This window comes from Pseudomonas sp. DCA-1, assembly GCF_046523955.1.
Classification (GTDB): Bacteria; Pseudomonadota; Gammaproteobacteria; order Pseudomonadales; family Pseudomonadaceae; genus Aquipseudomonas; species Aquipseudomonas putida_Y.
This window is the reverse complement of sequence record NZ_CP169881.1, coordinates 2,247,838-2,269,377: the sequence shown is the minus strand read 5'-3', so window position 1 is coordinate 2,269,377 and position 21,540 is coordinate 2,247,838. Positions and strand designations below refer to the sequence as shown.

At 64.0% G+C, this 21,540-nt stretch carries 18 protein-coding genes and 1 pseudogene; 5 read left to right on the top strand and 14 right to left on the bottom strand.

Annotated features, from left to right (window positions below):
* Positions 1–49 precede the first annotated feature (49 nt).
* The 14 genes and pseudogenes from ACE4QZ_RS10650 to ACE4QZ_RS10585 all read right to left on the bottom strand — a co-directional run bounded on the left by ACE4QZ_RS10650 (position 50) and on the right by ACE4QZ_RS10585 (position 14,299).
* Entirely contained in the window at positions 50–745 is a 696-nt protein-coding gene (locus tag ACE4QZ_RS10650) for a response regulator (protein WP_021785493.1), read from the bottom strand.
* Positions 742–3,396: a sensor histidine kinase gene (locus tag ACE4QZ_RS10645; RefSeq protein WP_021785492.1), complete on the bottom strand. Its 2,655-nt coding sequence runs from the start codon at positions 3,394–3,396 to the stop codon at positions 742–744. Before ACE4QZ_RS10645 ends, ACE4QZ_RS10650 begins: the two co-directional genes overlap by 4 nt.
* 155 nt (positions 3,397–3,551) lie before the next feature.
* Positions 3,552–4,103: a potassium-transporting ATPase subunit KdpC gene (gene kdpC / locus ACE4QZ_RS10640; protein WP_021785491.1), complete on the bottom strand. Its 552-nt coding sequence runs from the start codon at positions 4,101–4,103 to the stop codon at positions 3,552–3,554.
* Between the two features lie 10 nt (positions 4,104–4,113).
* Positions 4,114–6,154 (bottom strand): annotated as a pseudogene (gene kdpB / locus ACE4QZ_RS10635) (potassium-transporting ATPase subunit KdpB).
* 9 nt (positions 6,155–6,163) lie between these two features.
* Positions 6,164–7,858, bottom strand: a complete 1,695-nt coding sequence (kdpA, locus tag ACE4QZ_RS10630; RefSeq protein ID WP_021785489.1) for a potassium-transporting ATPase subunit KdpA — start codon at positions 7,856–7,858, stop codon at positions 6,164–6,166.
* A 9-nt stretch (positions 7,859–7,867) separates the two neighbouring features.
* The gene (kdpF, locus tag ACE4QZ_RS10625; RefSeq protein WP_003251485.1) at positions 7,868–7,957 is read right to left on the bottom strand and encodes a K(+)-transporting ATPase subunit F; all 90 of its coding nucleotides are present in this window, start codon (positions 7,955–7,957) and stop codon (positions 7,868–7,870) included.
* A 240-nt stretch (positions 7,958–8,197) separates the two neighbouring features.
* Positions 8,198–9,250 carry an AI-2E family transporter gene (locus ACE4QZ_RS10620; protein WP_021785488.1) on the bottom strand — a complete coding sequence of 351 codons (1,053 nt, stop codon included), beginning with the start codon at positions 9,248–9,250 and terminating at the stop codon, positions 8,198–8,200.
* A gap of 12 nt (positions 9,251–9,262) precedes the next feature.
* Positions 9,263–10,057, bottom strand: a complete 795-nt coding sequence (locus ACE4QZ_RS10615) for a DUF4892 domain-containing protein (RefSeq protein WP_021785487.1) — start codon at positions 10,055–10,057, stop codon at positions 9,263–9,265.
* Positions 10,058–10,166: 109 nt separating this feature from the next.
* Positions 10,167–11,021 (bottom strand): alpha/beta hydrolase, encoded by an 855-nt coding sequence (locus ACE4QZ_RS10610; protein ID WP_101196441.1) that lies wholly within the window; start codon positions 11,019–11,021, stop codon positions 10,167–10,169.
* Positions 11,018–11,806 carry an alpha/beta fold hydrolase gene (locus ACE4QZ_RS10605; protein WP_101196440.1) on the bottom strand — a complete coding sequence of 263 codons (789 nt, stop codon included), beginning with the start codon at positions 11,804–11,806 and terminating at the stop codon, positions 11,018–11,020. The genes ACE4QZ_RS10610 and ACE4QZ_RS10605 overlap by 4 nt, the downstream gene beginning before the upstream one ends.
* Positions 11,807–11,898: 92 nt before the next feature.
* On the bottom strand, positions 11,899–12,273 hold the full coding sequence (locus ACE4QZ_RS10600) for a hypothetical protein (protein ID WP_101196439.1): 375 nt from the start codon (positions 12,271–12,273) through the stop codon (positions 11,899–11,901).
* 162 nt (positions 12,274–12,435) lie between these two features.
* On the bottom strand, positions 12,436–12,894 hold the full coding sequence (gene sixA / locus ACE4QZ_RS10595; protein WP_021785483.1) for a phosphohistidine phosphatase SixA: 459 nt from the start codon (positions 12,892–12,894) through the stop codon (positions 12,436–12,438).
* A complete protein-coding gene (locus ACE4QZ_RS10590) occupies positions 12,891–13,238 on the bottom strand; it encodes a DUF4389 domain-containing protein (RefSeq protein ID WP_021785482.1) in 348 nt (115 codons plus the stop codon). The genes sixA and ACE4QZ_RS10590 overlap by 4 nt, the downstream gene beginning before the upstream one ends.
* Before the next feature lie 35 nt (positions 13,239–13,273).
* Positions 13,274–14,299: an NAD(P)H-dependent glycerol-3-phosphate dehydrogenase gene (locus ACE4QZ_RS10585; protein ID WP_021785481.1), complete on the bottom strand. Its 1,026-nt coding sequence runs from the start codon at positions 14,297–14,299 to the stop codon at positions 13,274–13,276.
* Positions 14,300–14,574: 275 nt separating this feature from the next.
* Between ACE4QZ_RS10585 and ACE4QZ_RS10580 the strand changes: the two genes are divergently transcribed.
* The 5 genes from ACE4QZ_RS10580 (at position 14,575) to fabB (ending at position 21,462) form a co-directional block, all read left to right on the top strand.
* Entirely contained in the window at positions 14,575–16,689 is a 2,115-nt protein-coding gene (locus ACE4QZ_RS10580) for a TonB-dependent receptor plug domain-containing protein (RefSeq protein ID WP_084850702.1), read from the top strand.
* The gene (locus ACE4QZ_RS10575) at positions 16,689–17,579 is read left to right on the top strand and encodes an ABC transporter substrate-binding protein (RefSeq protein ID WP_021785480.1); all 891 of its coding nucleotides are present in this window, start codon (positions 16,689–16,691) and stop codon (positions 17,577–17,579) included. Before ACE4QZ_RS10580 ends, ACE4QZ_RS10575 begins: the two co-directional genes overlap by 1 nt.
* On the top strand, positions 17,576–19,507 hold the full coding sequence (locus tag ACE4QZ_RS10570; protein ID WP_084850704.1) for an ATP-binding protein: 1,932 nt from the start codon (positions 17,576–17,578) through the stop codon (positions 19,505–19,507). Before ACE4QZ_RS10575 ends, ACE4QZ_RS10570 begins: the two co-directional genes overlap by 4 nt.
* A gap of 207 nt (positions 19,508–19,714) precedes the next feature.
* Positions 19,715–20,230 (top strand): 3-hydroxyacyl-[acyl-carrier-protein] dehydratase FabA, encoded by a 516-nt coding sequence (gene fabA / locus ACE4QZ_RS10565; RefSeq protein ID WP_003251509.1) that lies wholly within the window; start codon positions 19,715–19,717, stop codon positions 20,228–20,230.
* Positions 20,231–20,241: 11 nt separating this feature from the next.
* The gene (gene fabB, locus ACE4QZ_RS10560; RefSeq protein WP_021785478.1) at positions 20,242–21,462 is read left to right on the top strand and encodes a beta-ketoacyl-ACP synthase I; all 1,221 of its coding nucleotides are present in this window, start codon (positions 20,242–20,244) and stop codon (positions 21,460–21,462) included.
* Positions 21,463–21,540: the final 78 nt, after the last annotated feature.

Here is a 21,540-nt window from a genome sequence, read left to right as displayed (position 1 = left end):
GACCCTGCCCAGCAGGCGCCCGACGAACCCTTTGGGCTGTGGGAGCGGATTATGCTGTCGGCGCTACCAACCTGTACCCAACCCCCGCCTCGGTAATGATGAACCGCGGCGCCGTGGGGTCATCGCCCAGTTTCTGTCGCAGATGCCCGACCACGATCCGCAGGTAGTGGGTATCCTCCGCATGGGTAGGCCCCCAGATATCCTTGAGCAGCTGCTGCTGGGTAATCACCCGCCCGGGGTGCCCGGCCAACAGCGCCAGCAACGCATACTCCTTGCGCGTCAATGCCACCTCCACACCATCGAGCGTCACCCGCCGGAAGGCAAAATCCACAGTCAGCGGCCCAAAGCAGGCCGCCACTTCCGAGCCGCCAGCTTGTGGCACCTGGCGCAGCAAAGCCCGCACCCGCGCGAGAAACTCCTGGATACCGAACGGCTTGGTCACATAGTCATTGGCGCCACCATCCAGCGCATCGACCTTCTGCACTTCACTGGCACGCACCGACAACACCATCACCGGCACTGCACTCCATTCGCGCAACTCACGCAGTACCTGCTGGCCGTCCATGTCCGGCAGCCCCAGGTCGAGCACCACCAGATCCGGCTTGCCCAGTGCCGCCTGGGCCAACCCTTCGGCACCGGTGGCTGCCTCCAGCACCTTGTAGCCTTGCGAGGCCAGGCTGATACGCAGGAACTTGCGGATCTGCGGTTCATCGTCGATGACCAACAGGGTGGCGGACTGGCTCATGGGGTTTCGCTATCGGCTTCAGGTTGAGGAGGCAGCGGCAAGCATAAAGTGATGCTGGTGCCTTGGCCATCAATGCCTTCGCCCACCAGAATCTGCCCGCCATGGGCACCGATCATGCCCTGGCAGATAGCCAGGCCCAGCCCGGTACCCTGCCCACCGCGGTCACCACGGGCGGCGGTATAGAACATGTCGAAGATCTTCTCGCGGTCGGCCACGGGAATGCCGGGGCCCTGGTCGCTGACGGTCAGGCGCAACTGGTCGTCATGCACGGCCACCTGCAGCTCAAGCCGACCATTGGCCGGCGAAAAGCGTGCGGCGTTTTCCAGCACGTTGACCAGCGCCTGCTCGATCAACGCCGCATGCACGAACAGCAATGGCAGCTCGGCCGGTACGTCCGTGTGCACACGCAGCGGCGCCAGCACCACCCGCAAGCGGTTGAGCGCACTGCCGACGATGTCCGCCGGGGCCACCCAGTCGCGGGCCAGCTTGAGGCCGCCATGGCCCAGGCGGGTCATGTCCAGCAGGTTCTGGATGTAGCGATCAAGACGCTCGGCCTCGTTGCGGGTGCCTTCCAGCAACTCGCGGCGGTCTTCAGCCGGAATCGCGTCGCCCAACGCCAGCAGGCTGTCGATGCTGCCACGCATGGCGGTCAACGGCGTGCGCAAGTCATGGGATACGGAGGCCAGCAGGGCACTGCGCAGTTGCTCGGTTTCGCCGTGCAGGCGTGCGGCTTCCAACTGTTCAGCCAAGCGTGCGCGGGCCAGGGCCTGGGCCAAGGGCTGGCCAAGAGCAGTGAGCAGGCGCCTGCGAGGGTCGCTGAGCGGCCGCCCGGTGCGCGGGCGCACGCCCAGCAACGCCAGAGGCTGCTCGTCCACCGCCAACGGCCACCACCACCAGCGGCCTTCGGGCAGGGTATCGCTGCCGTGGCCAGCGGCCTGCACGTGCTGCCAGGCCCAATCGGCAGCAGCCCGTTCGGTGTCGCTGAAAGTGTGGGCTTCCCCACTGGCCACTTGCAACTGGCCTTCGGCGTTGCGCTCCAGCAAGCACACCTGGGTGTCCTGCCAGCCGCCCAGGTGCTGGCCGGCAGCCTTGAATATGGCTTGGCGATCGGTGGCTACCGTCAACCGGCGAGACAGGTCGAGCAACTGGCTGGTCTGCGCCTGGGTCTCGCGCAGCGCCTGCAACTGCCGACGCTGACGCGCGGCCAGGTTGCCGGTGAGCGCAGCCATCAACAGAAAGAACACCAGCGTCAGCACATCTTCTTCGCGCTGAATGCTGAACGAGAAGTTGGGCGGTATGAACAGGAAGTCATAGACCAGGAACGACAGCGCAGCGCAGGCCAGCGCAGGTCCCAGGCTACTGCGCACCGCCACCAGCAGCACCGCCGCCAGGAACACCAACGAGATATTGGGCAATGCGAGCACACTGGACACCGCCCAGGCCAGGCCCGCAGCCATCACGGTGGCCAGCAGCGCCAGCAGGTAATGACGCCACACCCACACCCGCCGCACCGCCGAACGCGGCGCTGGCGGCTGCACATCACGGTCCAGCACGTTGATTTCCAGGCCATGACTCTCGCGCAGCAGCCGCGCCGCCACACCGGTGCCGAACAAACGCCTGCGCAGACGGTCACGGGACTGCCCGACCAGCACCAGGCTGGCCCGCCGCTCGGCAGCATGCTGAATCAGCGTGCGGGCCACTTCACCAGCACGCAGCAGCACCACTTCCCCGCCCAGTCGCTCGGCCAGTTGCTGAGCGGCCTGCAAACGATGCCGTGCGGTTTCGTCACGTAGCCGGCCGTTGTCCACATGCACCAGGCTCCAGGGCAGGTGGCGACGCTGGGCCACGCGGCTGGCATGGCGCACCAGGCGTTCGGCCTGGTCGTCACCGTCTATGCCCACCAGCAACCGGCCGCGCAAGGCCGGCGCTTCCTGGCCGCGCTGACGATAGCCGTGGGCCAGGTCGGCATCGACCTGAGCAGCGGCGGTCTGCATGGCCAGCTCGCGCAGGGCGGTGAGGTTGGTTTGCGAAAAGAACGCATCAATGGCCGCCCGAGCCTGCTCGGGCACGTACACCTTGCCTTCACGCAGGCGTTCGAGCAGCTCTCGCGGTGGCAGGTCGATCAGCACCAGCTCGAAGGCTTCCTGCAGCACCCAGTCCGGCAGGGTCTCGCGCACCTGCACGCCGGTAATGTCGCGGACCTTGTCGTTGAGGCTTTCCAGGTGCTGGACGTTGACCGTCGTGAATACATCAATGCCAGCGGCCAACAGTTCCTGTACGTCCTGCCAACGCTTGGCGTGGCGGCTGCCGGGGGCGTTCGTGTGGGCCAGTTCGTCCACCAGGGCCAAGGCCGGCGCGGCCCGCAGCAGGCCGTCGAGGTCCATCTCCTCGAGGGTGACACCGCGATACTGGCTGCGCAGTAGAGGTTGCTGTTGAAGGCCCGCGAGCAGCACCTCGGTTTCAGCGCGGCCGTGGGTTTCGACAACGCCGGCCAGCACCTTCACGCCCTGGCGTTGCTGGGCGTGGGCGGCCTGAAGCATGGCGAAGGTCTTGCCGACGCCAGGGGCGGCGCCGAGGAACACCTTTAGCCGGCCCCGGCCATTTCGCGGGAGGTTGGCCAACAGCGCATCGGCGCGGGTGGAGTCACTCATGTTTCATCCTTCAGAAGGGACGGCGGTCGACTGATGGCCAGCTTTCCAGGCCTTCGCGGGCAAGCCCGCTCCCGCAGGAAATCGCCCACTTCGAAAGGAGCGCTGTTCCTGTGGGAGCGGGCTTGCCCGCGAAGGGCCGCAAAGCGGTCCCAGTATCAGTGGCTCAGTTGCTCAAGCGCCTGGTTCAACGCCAGCACATTGACCACCGGCGGGCCGATCAATGGGTGGAGGGTGGCCTGTTCCAGCAAGGCTTGCAAGCGCTCGACCGGCAACTGCCGTGCCGCCGCCACCCGCGGGATCTGATAGGCCAATGCCTCCGGTGGCAAGTGCGGGTCCAGGCCGCTGCCCGAGGTAGTCAGCAGCGCCTGCGGCACTGGCCCTTGCTGTGCCTGATACAACGCGGCCGCATCGCTCCTTACCCGCTCAGCCAGCGCCGGGTTGCTCGGCGACAGGTTGCTGGCGCCGCTGGCCACGGTCGCGTAGGCACCTGCCGAGGGCCGCGAGTGGAACCAGCCATCGCCCTGGAAGTCCTGGGCGATCAATGCCGAACCCCGCACCTGCCCTTGCGCATCGCGCACCAGGCTACCGTTGGCCTGGTTCGGGAAAGCGACCTGAGCAATACCGGTCACCGCCAGCGGATACAGGGCGCCAGTCACCAGGGTCATCAACAAAGCCAGGCTCAATGCCGGGCGTAGATAAGCAGTCATGGTGGCCTCCTCAGACCAGGTTCAGGGCATTGAGCAGCAGGTCGATCAGCTTGATCCCGGCAAACGGCACCACAATGCCACCCAACCCGTAGATCAACAGATTGCGCCGCACTCACCGCCTGCACGCGCACGCCACGTAGCGCCAGCGGGATCAGCACGATGATGATCAGCGCGTTGAACACAATGGCCGACAGGATCGCGCTCTGCGGGCTGGCCAGTTGCATCAGGTTGAGTACGCCCAGTTGCGGGTAGATGGCAGCGAACAGCGCCGGCAGGATGGCGAAGTATTTGGCCACATCGTTGGCAATGGAGAATGTGGTCAGCGCACCACGGGTGACCAGCAGCTCCTTGCCGACCTGTACTACGTCCAGCAGCTTGGTAGGGTCGCTGTCCAGGTCGACCATGTTGGCGGCCTCCCGCGCAGCCTGAGTGCCATCGTTCATGGCCATGCCTACGTCAGCCTGGGCCAGCGCCGGGGCGTCGTTGGCACCGTCGCCGCACATGGCAACCAGGCGGCCGTCATTCTGCTCCTGGCGAATACGCGCCAGCTTCTTCTCGGGCGTGGCTTCGGCCAGCACGTCATCTACCCCCGCTTCGGCGGCGATGGCAGCTGCAGTCAGCGGGTTGTCGCCGGTCACCATCACCGTGCGGATGCCCAGCTTGCGCAGCTCGGCGAAGCGCTCGCGGATGCCAGGCTTGACCACATCCTTGAGGTGAATCACGCCCAGCAAGCGCTTGTCGACGCACACCAGCAACGGTGTGCCGCCACTCTGCGCAATGCGTTCGACTTCGCGGGCCAGCGCCGCCGGCATTTCCAGGCGTTGCATACCGACGAATGCCAGCACCGCATCGACGGCGCCCTTGCGGTAGCGGTGCTGCTGGAAGTCGATGCCCGACAGGCGTGTCTCGGCACTGAAGGCCACCGCTTCGAACTGCCCGGCAGGCGGCTCGACAAAGTCGTGCAACTGGCGCAGGTACTCGACAATCGACTTGCCTTCGGCGGTGTCGTCGGCCAGCGAGGCCAGCAAGGCGCCCTCCCCCAGTTCCTTGGCGGTAATGCCCGGTGCCGCATGCAGTGCGCTGCAGCGGCGGTTGCCGAAGGTGATGGTGCCGGTCTTGTCGAGCATCAGTGTATGCACGTCCCCGGCCGCCTCGACGGCGCGGCCCGAGCGGGCAATGACATTCAGCCGTACCAGCCTGTCCATGCCGGCGATGCCGATGGCCGACAGCAGGCCGCCGATGGTGGTGGGAATCAGCGTCACCAGCAGCGCGGCCAGGAAGATCAGCGGCAGGCTGCCACCCACGAAGTGGGCGAACGGCTGCAAGGTCACCACCACGATCAGGAAAATCAGGGTCAGGCCGATCAGCAGGATGTCGAGGGCGATTTCGTTCGGGGTCTTTTGCCGCTTGGCACCTTCGACCAGGGCGATCATGCGGTCCAGGGTCGACTCGCCCGGGTTGCTGGTGATGCGGATAAGCAGCCAGTCGGAGACCAGCCGCGTGTTGCCGGTCACCGCCGAGCGGTCGCCACCTGATTCGCGTATTACCGGCGCGGACTCACCGGTAATGGCGGCCTCGTTGACGGCCGCAATGCCTTCAAGTACCTCGCCGTCGCCGGGGATCATTTCGCCGGCGACCACGCGTACCACATCATCCTTGCGCAGTGCGCTGGCAGCCACCGTCTCGTAGCTGCCATCACGCTGGCGACGCTGAGCGGTCAGGCCCTGGCTGCCGGCCTTGAGGCTGTCGGCGCGGGCCTTGCCCCGGCCCTCGGCCAACGCCTCGGCGAAGTTGGCAAACAACACGGTGAACCACAGCCATAGGGCGATCTGCACCGCAACGCCGGTGCTCACACCGCCGCCGGGCGCAAAGCACAGCACGGTGGTCAGTACTGCGGTCAGGGCCACCACCAGCATTACCGGTGAGCGCTTGAGCTGACGCGGGTCGAGCTTGACGAACGCCTGCACCAGCGCCGGGCGCCACAGCGCGGCGAAGCGGGTCTGGTCCTTGGCGCTGTGCCGGCTATTCACTTCAGGAATGGGCATGTTCATGATCGGTCCTCAAAAACCCAGGCTAAGGTGTTCGGCGATTGGCCCAAGGGCCAGGGACGGCAGGAAGGTCAGGCCACCGACCAGCAGGATGGTCACCAGCAGCAAGCCGGTGAACAGCGGGCCGTGGGTGGGGAAGCTGTTCTGCCCCAGCGGCGCGCTTTTTTTCGCCGCCAGGCTGCCGGCCAACGCCAGTATCGGCAGGATGTAGCCGAAGCGGCCGATGAGCATGGCCAGGCCGATCATCAGGTTGTGATACACGGTGTTGGCACCAAAGCCGGCAAAGGCCGAGCCGTTGTTGGCCGAGCCCGAGGTGTAGGCGTACAGCAACTGGCTGAAACCATGCGCCCCCGGGTTGGTGACCGCCCCGGCCGGGCCGGGCAAGCTGGCGGCGATGGCGCCAAGTACCAGCACACCGACCGGCATCACCAGCAGCGTTGCCACCAGCAGTTGCACCTCACGGGCCTGCAGTTTCTTGCCCAGGTATTCCGGCGTGCGACCAATCATCAGCCCGGCCAGGAACACCGCGATCAGCACGAACAGCAACATGCCGTACAGCCCGGCGCCAACGCCGCCGAAGATCACCTCGCCGACCATCATGTTGACCATCGCCACCATGCCGGTCAGCGGGTTGAGGCTGTCGTGCATGGCGTTGACCGAACCGTTGGAGGCAGCGGTGGTGGTGACCGCCCACAGCACCGAACCAGTGGTGCCGAAGCGGCTTTCCTTGCCCTCCAGGGGGGCGGTCTGCTGCACCTGGGCGCTTTCCAGCGCTGGGTTCGGCTGGTGCTCGGACCACAATGCCGTGCTGCCTCCGATCAGGAACAGGGCAAGCATGCAGGCGAGGATGGCGCGGCTCTGGCGCAGGTCCTTCACGTAGTGACCGAAGGTGAACACCAAAGCCACCGGAATGAGGATGATCGACGCCACCTCGAACAGGTTGCTCCAGGCCGTAGGGTTTTCGAACGGGTGCGACGAGTTGACGCCGAAGAAGCCGCCGCCATTGGTACCCAGCTGCTTGATGGCGATCTGGCTGGCGGCCGGCCCTAACGGAATGGTCTGATCGCCACCTTGCAAGGTCAGCGCGTGGGCGTAGTCGGCAAAGGTCTGCGGTACGCCCTGCCAGACCAGCAGCAGCGCCAGCAGCACGCACAGCGGCAACAGGCCATAGAGGGTGGCACGAGTCATGTCGACCCAGAAGTTGCCCAGCGTCGTCGCACTGCGCCGGGCGATACCGCGGCACAGGGCAACCAGCACGGCCAGGCCGGTGGCAGGGCTGACAAAGTTCTGCACGGTCAGGCCAAGCATCTGGCTCAGGTAGCTGACCGACGCCTCACCGCTATAGGCCTGCCAGTTGGTATTGGTAACGAAACTGACGGCGGTGTTGAACGCCAGTGACCATTCCTGGCCAGGCAGGTGCTGTGGGTTGAGTGGCAGGTAGCCCTGCAACAGCAGCACGCTGAACAGCAGCAGGAAGCCGACCAGGTTGAACGCCAGCAGGGCCAGAGCGTATTGCCGCCAGTCCTGCTCCTGGTTGGCGTTCACACCTGCCAGCCGGTAACAGCCCTGCTCGACCGGGCCCAGCACAGGCGTCAGCCAGGTACGCTGGCCCTCCATGACCTTGAAGAAGAACCGCCCAAGCCAGGGTGCCGGTAGCAGCACAATGGCGAAGAATGCCAGGAGCAAGGCGAAATCGTAACTGTGCATGGCCGCTCCCTAGCTGCGATCGGCGCGCAGCAGCGCCACCAGCAGATAAAACGCCAATGCCACTGCCAGCAGCAGTGACAGCCCGTCGAGCATGTTCATATGTGGTTCTCCCCGTGTTACGGCTTGGGCCGCTTTAGGGAAATTGTCCGAGGGAGGGGCGTAAAGGGGCGAGAGCGGGGTGTGGGGGTGGGTATAAAGAATGCGTAAAAATCAGCGTTGTGGTCTGCCTGTAACGGCCTCTTCGCGGGCACGCCCGCTCTCCCACAGGCACTGCACAGCCTTCAAGGCCTGTGTGGTACCTGTGGGAGCGGGCAAGCCCGCGAAAGGGCCGTTACAGGCTTACTGTTGTGGCGGCTGCTGAGCCGCGTTACGGCTCCAGTCCAGCAACAGGCTGTAGCCGACCGCCAGCAAGGTCGGCCCGATGAACAGGCCAATGAAGCCAAAGGCAAGCAAGCCACCGAACACGCCCAACAGCACGATCACCAGCGGCAGGTTGCCGCCACGGCTGATCAGATACGGCTTGAGCACGTTGTCCACGCCACTGATGACGAAGGTGCCCCAGACGCCCAGGAACACTGCCATGCCGTATTCGCCCTTCCACACCAGCCAAGCGGTGGCCGGGATCCAGGCCAGCGGCGGCCCCATGGGGATGAGGCTGAGCATGAAGGTCACCAACCCCAGCACGATCGCCCCGGGCACCCCCGCGATCAGGAAGCCGATCAGCGCCAGGATGGCCTGCGCGGCCGCCGTGCCGATCACCCCGTTGACCACCCGCTGCACGGTAGCGGCTACCAGCTCGAGGTAATACTCGGCGCGCTCGCCCATCAGCCGGTGCAGCAAGCGCAGCACGAATGCCGCCAAGCGTGGCCCGTCGCGGTAGAAGAAGAACACGAACACCAGGCTCAGGGTCAGTTCCAGCACGCCGCTGCCAATCTGTGCGCTGCGAGCCAGCAACCAGTTACCCACCTGCCCAAAGTAAGGCTTGATCGAGGCAAGCAAGGCTGCACCTTGCTGGTCAAGCGATTGCCAACCGTTGACCAGGCGCTCGCCAACGAAGGGTATGCCGCCCAGCCAGGCCGGCGCATCGGGCAGGCCGTCGACCTGCACATCACGCACAAACGCCGTAGCATCGCGAATGTGATCGGCCAGGTTGAACCCCAGCCACACCAGCGGCAGTGCCACAATCAGGATCCAGGCCGTGGTCAGCAGGCCCGCTGCCAGCGTCTCACGCCCCCCCAACAGGCGCGTGAGGAAGCGCATCAACGGCCAGCTGGCAAAGGCCAGGATGGCCCCCCACAGCAATGCCGATATGAACGGTGCCATCACCCACAGGCCAGCACCGAGCAACGCCACCAGCAGAATCTGGACCAGCAGGCGATCATTGTTAATCATGATGGTGCTCGTTCAACGGATCAGTTCAAGGTGCAGGCCGTCTGCAGGCGCACTGCCGACTTCAAGGCGGCGGCTACGCACCCCGGCCTTGACCAGCGCCTCGCGCCAGGCCTCAGCCTGGGCGCCACTGAGGCTGACGCGCAAGCTGCTGTCGAGGTTCAGGCTGCGGGCCAGCAGGTTTACCCAGGTGTCTTGCGGCGCGGCAAGGTCAGGGTAGTCGAGCTTGCCGGTGTCGAGCATTTCGCGCAGCACCGTGGCAGCGGTTGGCAGCAGCTCGCCCAGCGGGCTGTCTGCGATAAACTCTTCCACATGCAGGTAGGCACGGCGGTTGCCACGGGTAACGCTGTACAGCGCGACCAGGGTGTCGGCCTCTTCTGCCGAGCGGCGTAGCAGAATGAACGCCTGCTGCTCATCGCCACCGTTGAGGCGGGCATTGGCGAATACATCATTGGCCCACAGGCTGGCCTCACCGCAATCACGCCCCTGGCACCAGAACAACGGGTAGCCACCGTCGCGTACAAGTGCTTCGCGGGCACTGGTGAAGGCCTCACGGGCAGTACGCTCGACGGGCAATTCGTAGGTCACCGAGCTGACCTGACCGCGGCTCTCGACCTTGTCATCGACCCGCAGGCGGCCACTGATCTTGCGCAACGGGCCCATCGGGTAGACCCGCTCCTGCTCGACGGCCGGGCGTTGATCGACCACCTTGGCGTCCTGCGGTACCGGCAGGCTACCGGCCCAAAGCACGGGGCTGGCGAGCACCAGGCAGGCTGCCAGGGCAGTGCGAATGGAAACAGGCGCGCTCATTGGCGAACCAGGCGGCGTTCAGCGCCGAATTGAAGCTCCAGGATGTCTGGCAGTTGCATGGTTGTCTCCCTGTTCAACCCGCCAAGCCTCGACACTTGTCCGGTGCAAGTCAAGCAAAGCCAAAGAAGCGATTGATACAGTCTGCGACAAGGACTGCGCCCTGCGCATCGTTCAGGTGCAGGTGATGGCCGCCGGGCAGCGTCACCTGTTCAAAGGGTAGCTGCTCCAGCAACCCCGTGTGGCGTGCCAGCATGCCGTCGGCAGCCACCACCAACAGCGCCGGGCAACTCACCCGCCGCACATAGGCCATGGCCTGGGCCTCGCTCAGGCGCACCGGCGAGGGCAGGGTCAAGCGGCTGTCGCTGCGCCAGCTGTAGCCACCGGGCACCGGCATCAGGCCACGCTGGGCCAGCAGCTCGGCCGCCTCACGGCTGACCGCGACCATGCCTTTCATCCGGGCTTGCACACCGGCTTCCAATGTCGCGTACACCGACTTGCGTTTGCCATCCAGCCGCAACTGGGCTTGCAGTGCCATCCCTAAGCGCTCGCCGGCGTCCTGCTCGGCGCCGGTCGGCGGGATGACGCCGTCGATCAACGCCAGGTGACTGACCCGATCGGGCAATGCCCCGGCCAGTTGCACCGAAATGATCGCGCCCAACGAATGCCCCAGCAGGGCGAAACGCTGCCAGCCCAGTTGCTCGGCCACTCGCAGCACGTCATGGGCATAGTCGGCCAGGGCATAACTGGCGCCGAGCGGGCGGTGCTCCGAATAGCCATGGCCGGCCAGGTCCAGGGCGACGATGCGCAGCCCTTTCAGTTGCGGAGCCAGGCGGGCAAAGCTGTTGGCGTTGTCCAGCCAGCCATGCAGGGCAATCACCGGCAGCCCGTCTTCGGGGCCGAACAGGTGTGCAGCCAGTTCGATATGGCCCAGGCTCAGGCGAATCTCCTCAACGTGCGCGCTCATGCCTGGCTCCAGCGGTCGAACAGGCCCTTGATCAGGCTGGCAGTGTCGGTCGGGCGCTCCAGCGGGAACATGTGCCCACCCGGTACACTGTGGTATTCACCTTTAGGCATGCCACGCACAGCCAAAGTGTGGTGGCGACGGATGACGTTGCTACGGTTGCCGCGCACCATGGCCAGCGGCACCTGCAACTGGCGCGCGGGGGCGGGGCTGGTATGCGGGATGCTGCGGTAGATGCTGATTTCGGTAGCAGGATCGAAGCGCAACTGTAGCCCCTGCTCCACCGCCTGCAGGCCATGTTCCAAATAAGCGTCGAGGCAATCGGGATCGAAATGGCGGAACAGTGATTTGCCCGCGAAATAATCCCGGGCGCTGTCGCGGTCGTTGAAGGTTTCGCGACGCCCCAGGGTGCGCCCGGCCGGTGTGATGCGGTCGATGAAACCAAAGCGCTTGGCTGTGCGCAGCAGCCACTGATCCGCGCGGGTGAGCACTGGAGAGTCGAGCATTACCAGCCCCCGGTAGTACTCGGGGCAGCGTAATGCCGCATGCAGGTGCAACACCCCACCCAGCGAATGGCCAACGCCCCAGACTGGCTGGTCCTGCTGCGCCAGGTGATGCAACAGTTCATCGACCAGGCTTTGCCAGTTTTCGTCCACGGGAAAGCGCGGGTCATGCCCATGCTGGGCCAGGTGCTGCACCTGATAGTCCGGCGCCAGCGCTGCAAACAGCTTGCCGTAGGTGGCCGATGGAAAACCGTTGGCATGGGCGAAGAAGATCTGCTGCGACATGGCGCCTGGTCCAGAGCGGAGTGATGGCCCATTGTCGGCATCAGCGGGCGGTTCGGCAATGTCCATAAAGGTCATCGGCGAGGGGGATCAGGTCATGCCGAGCGGTCGAAACTGCTCAGCGACCGCCGCAGGCAAGCCTGCATGTAGGCCACTTGGCTCTCCAGCGCCTCGCGGGCCAGGCGCTGGCCCTGGTAGTCCAGTTGCAGGCGGCGCAAGGCCAGACAACTGGTTTGCAGCAGGTGCGAGACCCGCAGGCAGGCGTCCTGCAGTGTACGCAGGTCCTGTTCGCATTGTTGCCTCGCCGTGGGCTCCAGCCTGGGGTTGTCGCTCACCTTGCGCATCAGGTGGTAAAACCTGGCATCGGCCGATTCGCGCAGCAGGCTGTATTGGGCGAAATCCAGCGAAGTACCTTGGTCAACCTGTTCCAGGGTGGGTTGCAGGTCCAGACAGCGCAACAGTTCCAGCATTTCACCCCTCATTTGCCATTCCCTGATATTTGCCGTGAGGCAACGCTAGCAAGCGGTGGTGAAACACGACAACTGACAAAAATGCCAGTTGCCTTATCGATCATTACCCACGCCAGCATTTAGACCCGGGCGAGACAGCGGCCTGCACAAGCCATCGCAAGTTCAAGCGGGTGAGTGGATGGCCCGAAGCGTCATCAGCCCGGCCAGCGGCCAGTCACCTTCCAGCTCCGCCAGGCTGGCAGTGCTCATGGCCGCCGGCTGTTGCTTGTGACCGTGCTCCAGCGCACCTACCAGGGTACCCACCAGCGGCTGATGGCTGACCAGTAGTACATGCTCAAGCCCCAGGCGTTCGATTTCACCGATGACCTGCTGCACATCACCCTCTGGCGTCAGCCAGGGCACGGTGCGCACCGGTTCGACGAAGCCCAGGGTGTCATGTACCAGCGTGGCTGTCTGCTGGGCGCGTACGTAAGGGCTGGCGAAAATCGCCTGCAATGGCTGCCCGATCAGGCGAGCAGCACTGTGCAGCACCTGCTCGCGACCATGGGCCGTCAGCCGGCGCTCGGCGTCTGTATTGGCTCGCGGCTCAGCTTCACCGTGGCGCAGTACCCACAGCTTCACAGCTTGGGTTCCTCGTCACGCACCGGGTGGGGTGCCGGCGCCACGGCGTGCGCGGCTTCGCCTTCCGGCGCACGCGGGGCAGGCCAGTCAGCGAACGGCCATGGCTTCTGGTCGCTGTGGAAACTGCCGAAGCGGCCGATCTGTGCCAGGTACTGGCTCAGGCTGTCGCCGAAGTTCATGAGACTGGCGTTGGGCGCCCCATACACCAGTCGGTAGATCAGCTGTACCAGCACCAGACCACCCAGCAGCACCTCGGCCAGTTGCCATACCACCAGGAACACCAGCATCCACAGCACCCGCAGGATGATCGACTCGCGCTGGGCGCGTTCGGGCGTATCGTTCATGTGTTGCTCCTTGCTCGTGTCAGAGCCGCAAGGGCTCAGTTGAAACCGCTGATGGAAATGAAATCGACATCGGTCTTGGGCTCGGCGCGCATCAGGTGCTCGATCACCTGGTTCAACGTGCGGCCTTCGAACAGGATGGCATGCAGGCCAGCGACCAGCGGCATGTACACCTGCACTTGCTGGGCTTTGGTCTTGAGCACCTTGAGCGTGTTGACACCCTCGGCCACTTCGCCCAGGCGGTTGACCGCCTCTTCCAGGCTTTGGCCCTGACCCAGTGCGTAGCCAACCTGATAGTTGCGGCTCTTGGGCGAGGAGCAGGTGACGATCAGGTCACCGACACCGGCCAGGCCGAGGAAGGTCATGGGGTTGGCGCCCTGGCTGACGGCGAAGCGGGTCATCTCGGCCAAGGCCCGGGTAATCAACATGCTCTTGGTGTTCTCGCCCATCCCCAAGGCCACCGCCATGCCGGCGATGATCGCGTAGACGTTCTTCAGTGCCCCGCCCAGTTCGACGCCGAAACGGTCGGCACTGGCGTAGACGCGGAAGGTGCGCCCATGCAGCACGGCCTGTACCTGCTGGCACAGTTTTTCGTGCTCACTGGCCACCACTGTGGCAGTCAGTGCATGTTCGGCGATTTCGCGCGCCAGGTTAGGCCCCGACAAAACGCCGATGCGCGCCTCGGGGGCGATTTCTTCGAGGATCTGGCTCATCAGCTTGAAGCTTTGCGCTTCGATGCCCTTGGTCAGGCTGACCAGGCCTTTGCCGCGCAGCAGTTCGGCATGGGGTGCCAATACGCTGCGCAAGGCACTCGATGGCAGGGCAACAAAGATCAGCTCACTGGCCTGCAGGGTGGCCAGCAGGTCGTTGACCGGCTCAACCCCATCGTGCAAGCGGATGCCCTTGAGGTAGCGCGGATTCTCGCGATTCACACGCATGGCCTCGGCCTGCGCCGGATCGCGCATCCATTGGCGCACCGGCACACCGTTTTCCGCCAGCAGGTTCGCCACGGCGGTGCCGAAGCTGCCGCCGCCCAGAACCGCAACAGGTTGCTGTTCAGTCATATCCAATCCATTAAAGCCAAAAGTTAGTGGCGACCCCGCCATTATACGGCTCGCCTGCCATGCGCCAAGGCTAGCAACGCAGATGACACTGTCATGGCCACATTGCAACAAATGCAGAAGCGAGCTTGCTCGCGATGCGCCGCGCGGGGCGGCGTTCGATTTCCGCCCCCGTGAAAGCGTCAAGACAGGCACGCTGCAAAACCGCTGCAGATCACTGGAAAATACGCCAAGGTCAGTTACCATGCCTGTTTCAATCCTGAAACAAAGGCAGCCCCGTGTTCCCTGGCACGCCCCCTTACCCGCGCCTGCTGTTATTGACCGCCCTGCTCGGCAGTCAGGCCATGGCCGACGACCTGTTCATCGACAATACCGATCTGCCACAGGTTCTGACCGCCACACGCCTGAAACAATCCCCCGCCGCTGTACCGGGCAGCATGACCGTACTCGACAGCGAACTGATTCGCGCCAGCGGTGCCCGTGACATCCCCGAACTGCTGCGTCTGGTACCGGGCATGATGATCGGCTACGGTGCCGGTAATCAACCCACGGTCAACTACCACGGCAGCAACGTCAACGACGCACGGCGCATGCAGGTACTGATCGATGGCCGCTCGGTGTATCGCGCAGGCCTGGCCACGGTGGACTGGAGCGACATCCCTTTGGCCATGGAGGATATCGAGCGCATCGAGGTATTCCGCGGGCCGAACACAGTCAGCTATGGCGCCAACGCATTGATGGCGGTGGTCAACATCCTCACCCGCCGCCCCGCTGACAGCCATGGTACGCGGCTGAAAGTGACGCGCGGCCAGGACGGCATCAACGACTTCTATGCCAGCCACGGCTTCGGCTGGGACGGCGGCGACATGCGCCTGTCGCTGTCAGGCCAACAGGACGACGGCTTCGATGAGAACCAGTTCGGCCAGGACTACCGCGACAGCCGCCGCCTTACCCGCCTCAACCTCAGCGCCAACCACAACCTGGCAGTCGACCAGACCCTGGAGTGGCAACTGGCGGCCAAGGAAGGCAGCAATCAGCGGCCCTACACCTACCAGCCAGTGTTCCAGAAGTACGAGTCCGGGAACAATGCCGACGTCAACGCCAAGGACTATGCGGGCTCGTTGCGCTGGACCAAAGACTTCAGCGCCGAACACAGCCTTTATATCCAGGGCTCAGCCCAGCATTTCGATCGCCAGCAAGTGTGGCGCGCCTGTGATGCCTTGCAGTCGTTCAGCCCCGAACTGACCCAGCTGTGGCAGTTGAACCCCGACTTTGCCGAAAAAGTGGCGCGCGGGGTTGCCTTGGGCAACCTGCCCACGACCAGCGACCCGGTGCTGAGTGCGCTCTCCGACAAAGTGCAGGCGCAATGGAAGGCCGGTGGCAGCCAGCCGGTCTGCGGCGATGTGGACCAGAGCACCCGTGAAACCCGCTATGACCTGGAAATCCAGGACACCCTGAGCCTGACCGACAGCCTGCGTCTGCTCAGTGGCATGAACTACCGCTATGACCGCGCCGACTCGCAGACCTACTTCAACGGCAGCATCGACGACCAGACCTGGCGTCTGTTCGGCCAGCTGGAATGGCGGGCTGACGAGCACTGGATACTGCAAGGTGGGGCCATGTTCGAAGACTCGCGCCTGTCTGGCAGTTCGCTGACCCCGCGCGTCGCGGTCAACTACCTGATCACCCCGCGCCACGGCCTGCGTGCGGTGTACTCCGAAGCGGTGCGCTCGCCCGACATGTTCGAGAACAACGTCAACTGGAGTTACACGGTCAAGAACCTGACCCCTAATGCATTCGGGCTGCAAAACGGTGAGTACTTCGTCAAGACCCGTGGCCCTGGCGACCTTGAACAGGAGCGCATGCGCTCGCGCGAGCTAGGCTACAACGGCTACTTCAGCGACATCGACCTGAGCCTGGATGTGAAGCTGTTCTACGACGAGATCACCGGCATGATCAGCGAGCCTCTGAGGAACAACCAGTACATCGCCAGCAACGCCAACAAGGCCCGTTTCAGCGGCAGCGAGGCGCAGATGGACTGGCGTCCCACCCTGCGCGACCGCCTGCGCCTGACCTATGCCTACGTCGATGCCTGGGCCAGCAACCCCGACGACCGCCGCCTCAGCGCCCGCAACAGCGGCTCGGCCGGGTGGATGCGCGAATGGGGTGCCGGTTGGTCGAGCGCGCTGTTCTACTACGGCGACGATGCCCTTAACCAGTACCGCTACGAGCGTCTGGACCTGCGCCTGGCAAAACGCTTTCGGGTGTATGGCAGTAACCTGGAACTGGCGGCGCTGTGGCAGCAGCGCCTGGACGATGAACCGACCACTGCCGTGCAGAACCGCTACGACAGCCGTCACCGCCTGAGCGTGAGCGCGGAGCTGGAGTTCTGATGGCCCTGCTGCTGCGCTTGTTGCTGCTGTGCCTGTGGCCGTTGGGGCCTTTGTCCGCCAGCGAAATCCTGCTGGTGGGGGCTGAGGACCAGCCCGGTATCCGCAGCTTCATCGCCGCACTGGAAAGCCGCCGACCGCAAGATCACGTGCAGTTTCAGATCACCGCCAACCTGCCACGCCCAGGCAAGCTCAAAGCCGACCAACGCCTGATCCTGCTCGACAGCGCAGCACTGGAATGGCGCCTGGGGGAAACCGCCGGCCCGCCGGCACTGGTCATGCGGGTCAGCCGGGTACAGGCTGAACAGCGCCTGGGAAAGTCGCGCCCCGCGTTCCTCACACTTTTGTGGAGCGACGCACCGTTGGGACGGCAACTGCGCCTGATACGCTACTTGTTGCCGCAGGCCAGGCGCATTGGCGTGCTGTACGGCGAGCACAGCAGTTTCCTGCTGGACGAACTGCGCCATGCTGCACGGCCGCTAGGCCTGGAGATCGTTGCCCAGGACTGGTCCGATCCGCGTGATAACCGCCCCCTGCAGCATCTGCTGGGCAACAGCGATGTCCTACTGGGCCTGGACGACCCTGACTTGTACAACTCCAAGACTGCAAAGAATCTGCTGTTGAGCAGTTATGGCCGGCAGATGGCGCTGATCGGCCCGAACGCCAGCTTCGTTCGCGCCGGCGCCCTGGCCAGTACCTACAGCGACCAGGACGACTGGTTGTGGGTGCTTGACCAGTTGCTCGATCAGCCGCCGACGCGCTGGCCGCGCAGCCTGTACCCCATGCGCTACGGCGTCAGTGGCAACCAGCAGGTGGCCCGTGCCCTGGGTCTGGAACCGATCGATCAGAACGCCGCCGCCAAGGCCCTGGCCGAGGGAGAACCTACCCCATGAGCAAACGCTTGAGCTGGGACATTCATACCCGCACGCAGATCATCAGCCTCGGCCCCGCCCTGTTACTGACCTTGCTCTTGATCAGCTTCTTTACCTTCGTACGCATCCAGGACCTGCGCCAGGAACTCAACCACACCGGGCAACTGATCGCCAACCAGTTGGCACCGGCGTCGGAGTACGGGGTGATTTCGGGCAACAACGAAGTGCTTGAAGGGCTGATGCGCGCCACCCTCAGCATCCCGCACGTGCGCTTTCTGGAAGTGCAGGACAGCCGCAACCACATCCTGGTGTACGTCGAGCAGTCCGACGAAAGCGCCAACCGCGCGCAACAGGTCGAGGTGTTCCAGGCGCCCATTCGCCTGCAACAAATCCGCCTGGACAACGACTTCCTGCAACAGGGCAAAACCACCCTCCCGGCCATCGGTGACGACTACCTGGGCCGGGTGATTGTCGGCATGTCCGATGACGCCTTCAGTCAGCGCCAGCAGGAAATCGTGATCAAGGCCGGGATCCTGGCGCTGTTCGCCCTGCTGTTCACCTTTTTGCTGGCACGCCGCCTGGCCCTGAGCCTGGCCAAGCCGATCAGCGACATGGGCCACGCGGTCAAGGCTATTCAGCAAGGCGAGTACAACACCCCCCTGCCGGTAGTCGACGACAGCGAGCTGGGCCACTTGGCCCGCCACATCAACAACCTGGCCAGCGCCCTGGAGCAGGCCAGTGATGAACAGAAGCAGGCCATTGCCGAACTGATCCAGGCGCGCGAGGAGGCCGAACAAGCCAACCGCGCCAAATCAGATTTCCTGGCGATGATGAGCCATGAGTTGCGCACGCCGATGAATGGCGTGCTGGGCATGCTGCAACTGCTGGAAACTACACCGCTGAGCAGTGAACAGGCCGATTACACGGCAGTGGCCAGCGAGTCCACCGGGCATTTGCTTAAGGTGATCAACGACATCCTCGATTTTTCGCGCATCGAACGCGCCGCGTTGCAACTGGAACACATCGACTTCAACCTCGGCGAGCTTATCACCAGCAGTGTCCAGTCGTTCCAGCACAGCGCCCAGCAACGCGGCCTGGGCCTGCACCTGCAACTGCCGGCCGGTATCGAGCAGTTGCAGGTGAACGGCGACCCCACGCGCATCCGCCAGATCCTGCTTAACCTGGTGGGCAACGCCCTGAAGTTCACCGAACGTGGCCAAGTGCAAGTCGAGGCACGCTGGCAGGTGCTCGACCGGCAGCTGATCTGGCTGACCTGCAGCGTGCGCGACACCGGCATCGGCATCGACAGCGATCGCCTGGAAATGATGTTCGTCGCCTTCCAGCAGGCCGACAGCTCGATTTCCCGTCGTTACGGCGGCACCGGGCTGGGGTTGTCGATCGCTCGTACCTTGGCCGAGCGCATGGGCGGCAAGCTACGCGGTGAAAGCCGTGAGGGCCTGGGTTCGACCTTCACCCTGGAGATGCCGCTGGCCCTCGCCACCCCTGCCCCCATTCCGCGGACGCCGCCAACAACTGCACAAACGACGGTACCGGACAATGATAAGGTACTGCTGGTGGAGGACAATCCGGTCAACCGGAGTGTCGTAGAAGCCATGCTGCGCAGTCTGGGGGTGCCAGTGTGCACGGCCGAGGATGGCCTCGAAGCCGTCGAACTGGTCGGCCGCCAGCGCTTTGCTGCCGTACTGATGGATTGCCGCCTGCCGCACCTGGACGGCTATGAAGCCACCCGACGCATCCGCCAGTTGCCCAACGGCAAGGGGCTACCGATCATCGCCCTGACCGCCAACGCCTTGCAGGGCGACCGTGAACGTTGCATGGCCGCCGGTATGGACGATTATCTCAGCAAACCCTTGCGCCGCACCGAATTGCAGCGGGTGCTGCAGCACTGGTTACCCGGTCAGACAACCGCGACTGGCGATAAATGCTAAATTGCGGCAGTCTTAAACACTGGACAGGACCTTCATCGGACCTGAAAATAGACGTTTCAGTGCACACCTGTACTTCTTTCACCAGGTGCGCTGTGACTTTCACCACAACGCAATAGTCTACCTGTAGGCTGCCGCCTCGAAGCGCTTGGTTTTCGAGCCGGCCGGGAAGATTCATCCCCTGCCGCAGGGGGTTATTGAGGAGCTCGCATGACCAAACAACACGCCTTTACTCGGGAAGACCTGCTGCGCTGCAGTCGCGGTGAGCTGTTCGGCCCAGGTAATGCGCAACTGCCCGCGCCGAACATGCTGATGGTCGATCGCATCACCCATATCAGCGAAGAAGGCGGCAAGTACGGCAAAGGTGAGTTGGTCGCCGAGCTGGATATCAACCCGGACCTGTGGTTCTTCGCCTGCCATTTCGAAGGCGATCCGGTAATGCCGGGCTGCCTGGGCCTCGACGCCATGTGGCAGCTGGTTGGCTTCTTCCTCGGCTGGCAGGGCCTGCCGGGCCGTGGCCGCGCCCTGGGTTCGGGCGAGGTGAAATTCTTTGGCCAGGTACTGCCTGAAGCCAAGAAAGTCACGTACAACATTCACATCAAGCGCGTCCTGAAAGGCAAGCTGAACATGGCCATCGCCGATGGCTCGGTCAGCGTCGACGGCCGCGAGATCTACACTGCCGAAGGCCTGCGGGTCGGCGTGTTCACCTCCACTGACAATTTCTAAGGGTTATTCGCATGCGCCGCGTCGTTATCACTGGTCTGGGCATCGTATCGTGCCTGGGCAATGACAAAGCTACCGTCACCGAAAACCTGCGCAACAGCCGTCCGGGTATCCGTTTCAACCCGGAATACAAGGAAATGGGGCTGCGTAGCCAGGTTTCCGGGTCCATCGACCTCAACCTCGAAGAACTGATCGACCGCAAGGTTTACCGCTTCGTCGGCCACGCGGCTGCCTACGCCTACCTGGCCATGCAGGACGCGATCAAGGACTCCGGCCTGACCGAAGAGCAGGTTTCCAACCCGCGTACCGGCCTGGTGGCCGGCTCCGGCGGCGCCTCGACCCTGAACCAGATGGAAGCGCTGGACACCCTGCGTGAGAAGGGCGTCAAGCGCGTCGGCCCATATCGGGTAACCCGTACCATGGGCAGCACCGTGTCGGCATGCCTGGCCACCCCGTTCAAGATCAAGGGCATCAACTACTCGATCTCGTCGGCCTGCGCCACCTCGGCTCACTGCATCGGTACCGCACTGGAGCAGATCCAGTGGGGCAAGCAGGACATCGTCTTCGCCGGCGGTGGTGAAGAAGAGCACTGGAGCCAGTCGTTCCTGTTCGATGCCATGGGCGCCCTGTCGACCAAGCGCAACGAAACCCCGGAACTGGCCTCGCGCGCCTACGACGCTGACCGCGATGGCTTCGTCATCGCTGGCGGTGGCGGCATGGTCGTGGTCGAGGAACTGGAACACGCCCTGGCCCGCGGCGCCAAGATCTACGCCGAAATCGTTGGCTACGGTGCAACTTCCGACGGCTATGACATGGTTGCTCCTAGCGGCGAAGGCGCCATCCGCTGCATGCAGCAGGCGCTGTCCACCGTCGACACCCCGATCGACTACCTGAACACCCACGGTACCTCGACCCCGGTCGGTGACGTGGCCGAGATCAAGGGCGTGCGTGCCGTGTTCGGCGACAAGGCTCCGAAGATCAGCTCTACCAAGAGCCTGTCGGGTCACTCGCTGGGCGCTGCCGGCGTGCACGAGGCGATCTACTGCCTGCTGATGATGGAAAACAACTTCATCGCCGGCTCTGCCAACATCGACGAGCTGGATCCGGAAGTCGCCGACTTGCCAATCCTGCGTAAAACCGAAGAAAACGCCAAGATCGACACGGTCATGAGCAACAGCTTCGGCTTTGGCGGCACCAACGCCACCCTGGTGCTCAAGCGCTGGGAAGGCAAGTAAGACGCTGCTGCTGTAAATGAAAACGCCCCGACTGGTTCGGGGCGTTTTTGTTTGTGTTGCCCGCGAAGAGGCCGTCAC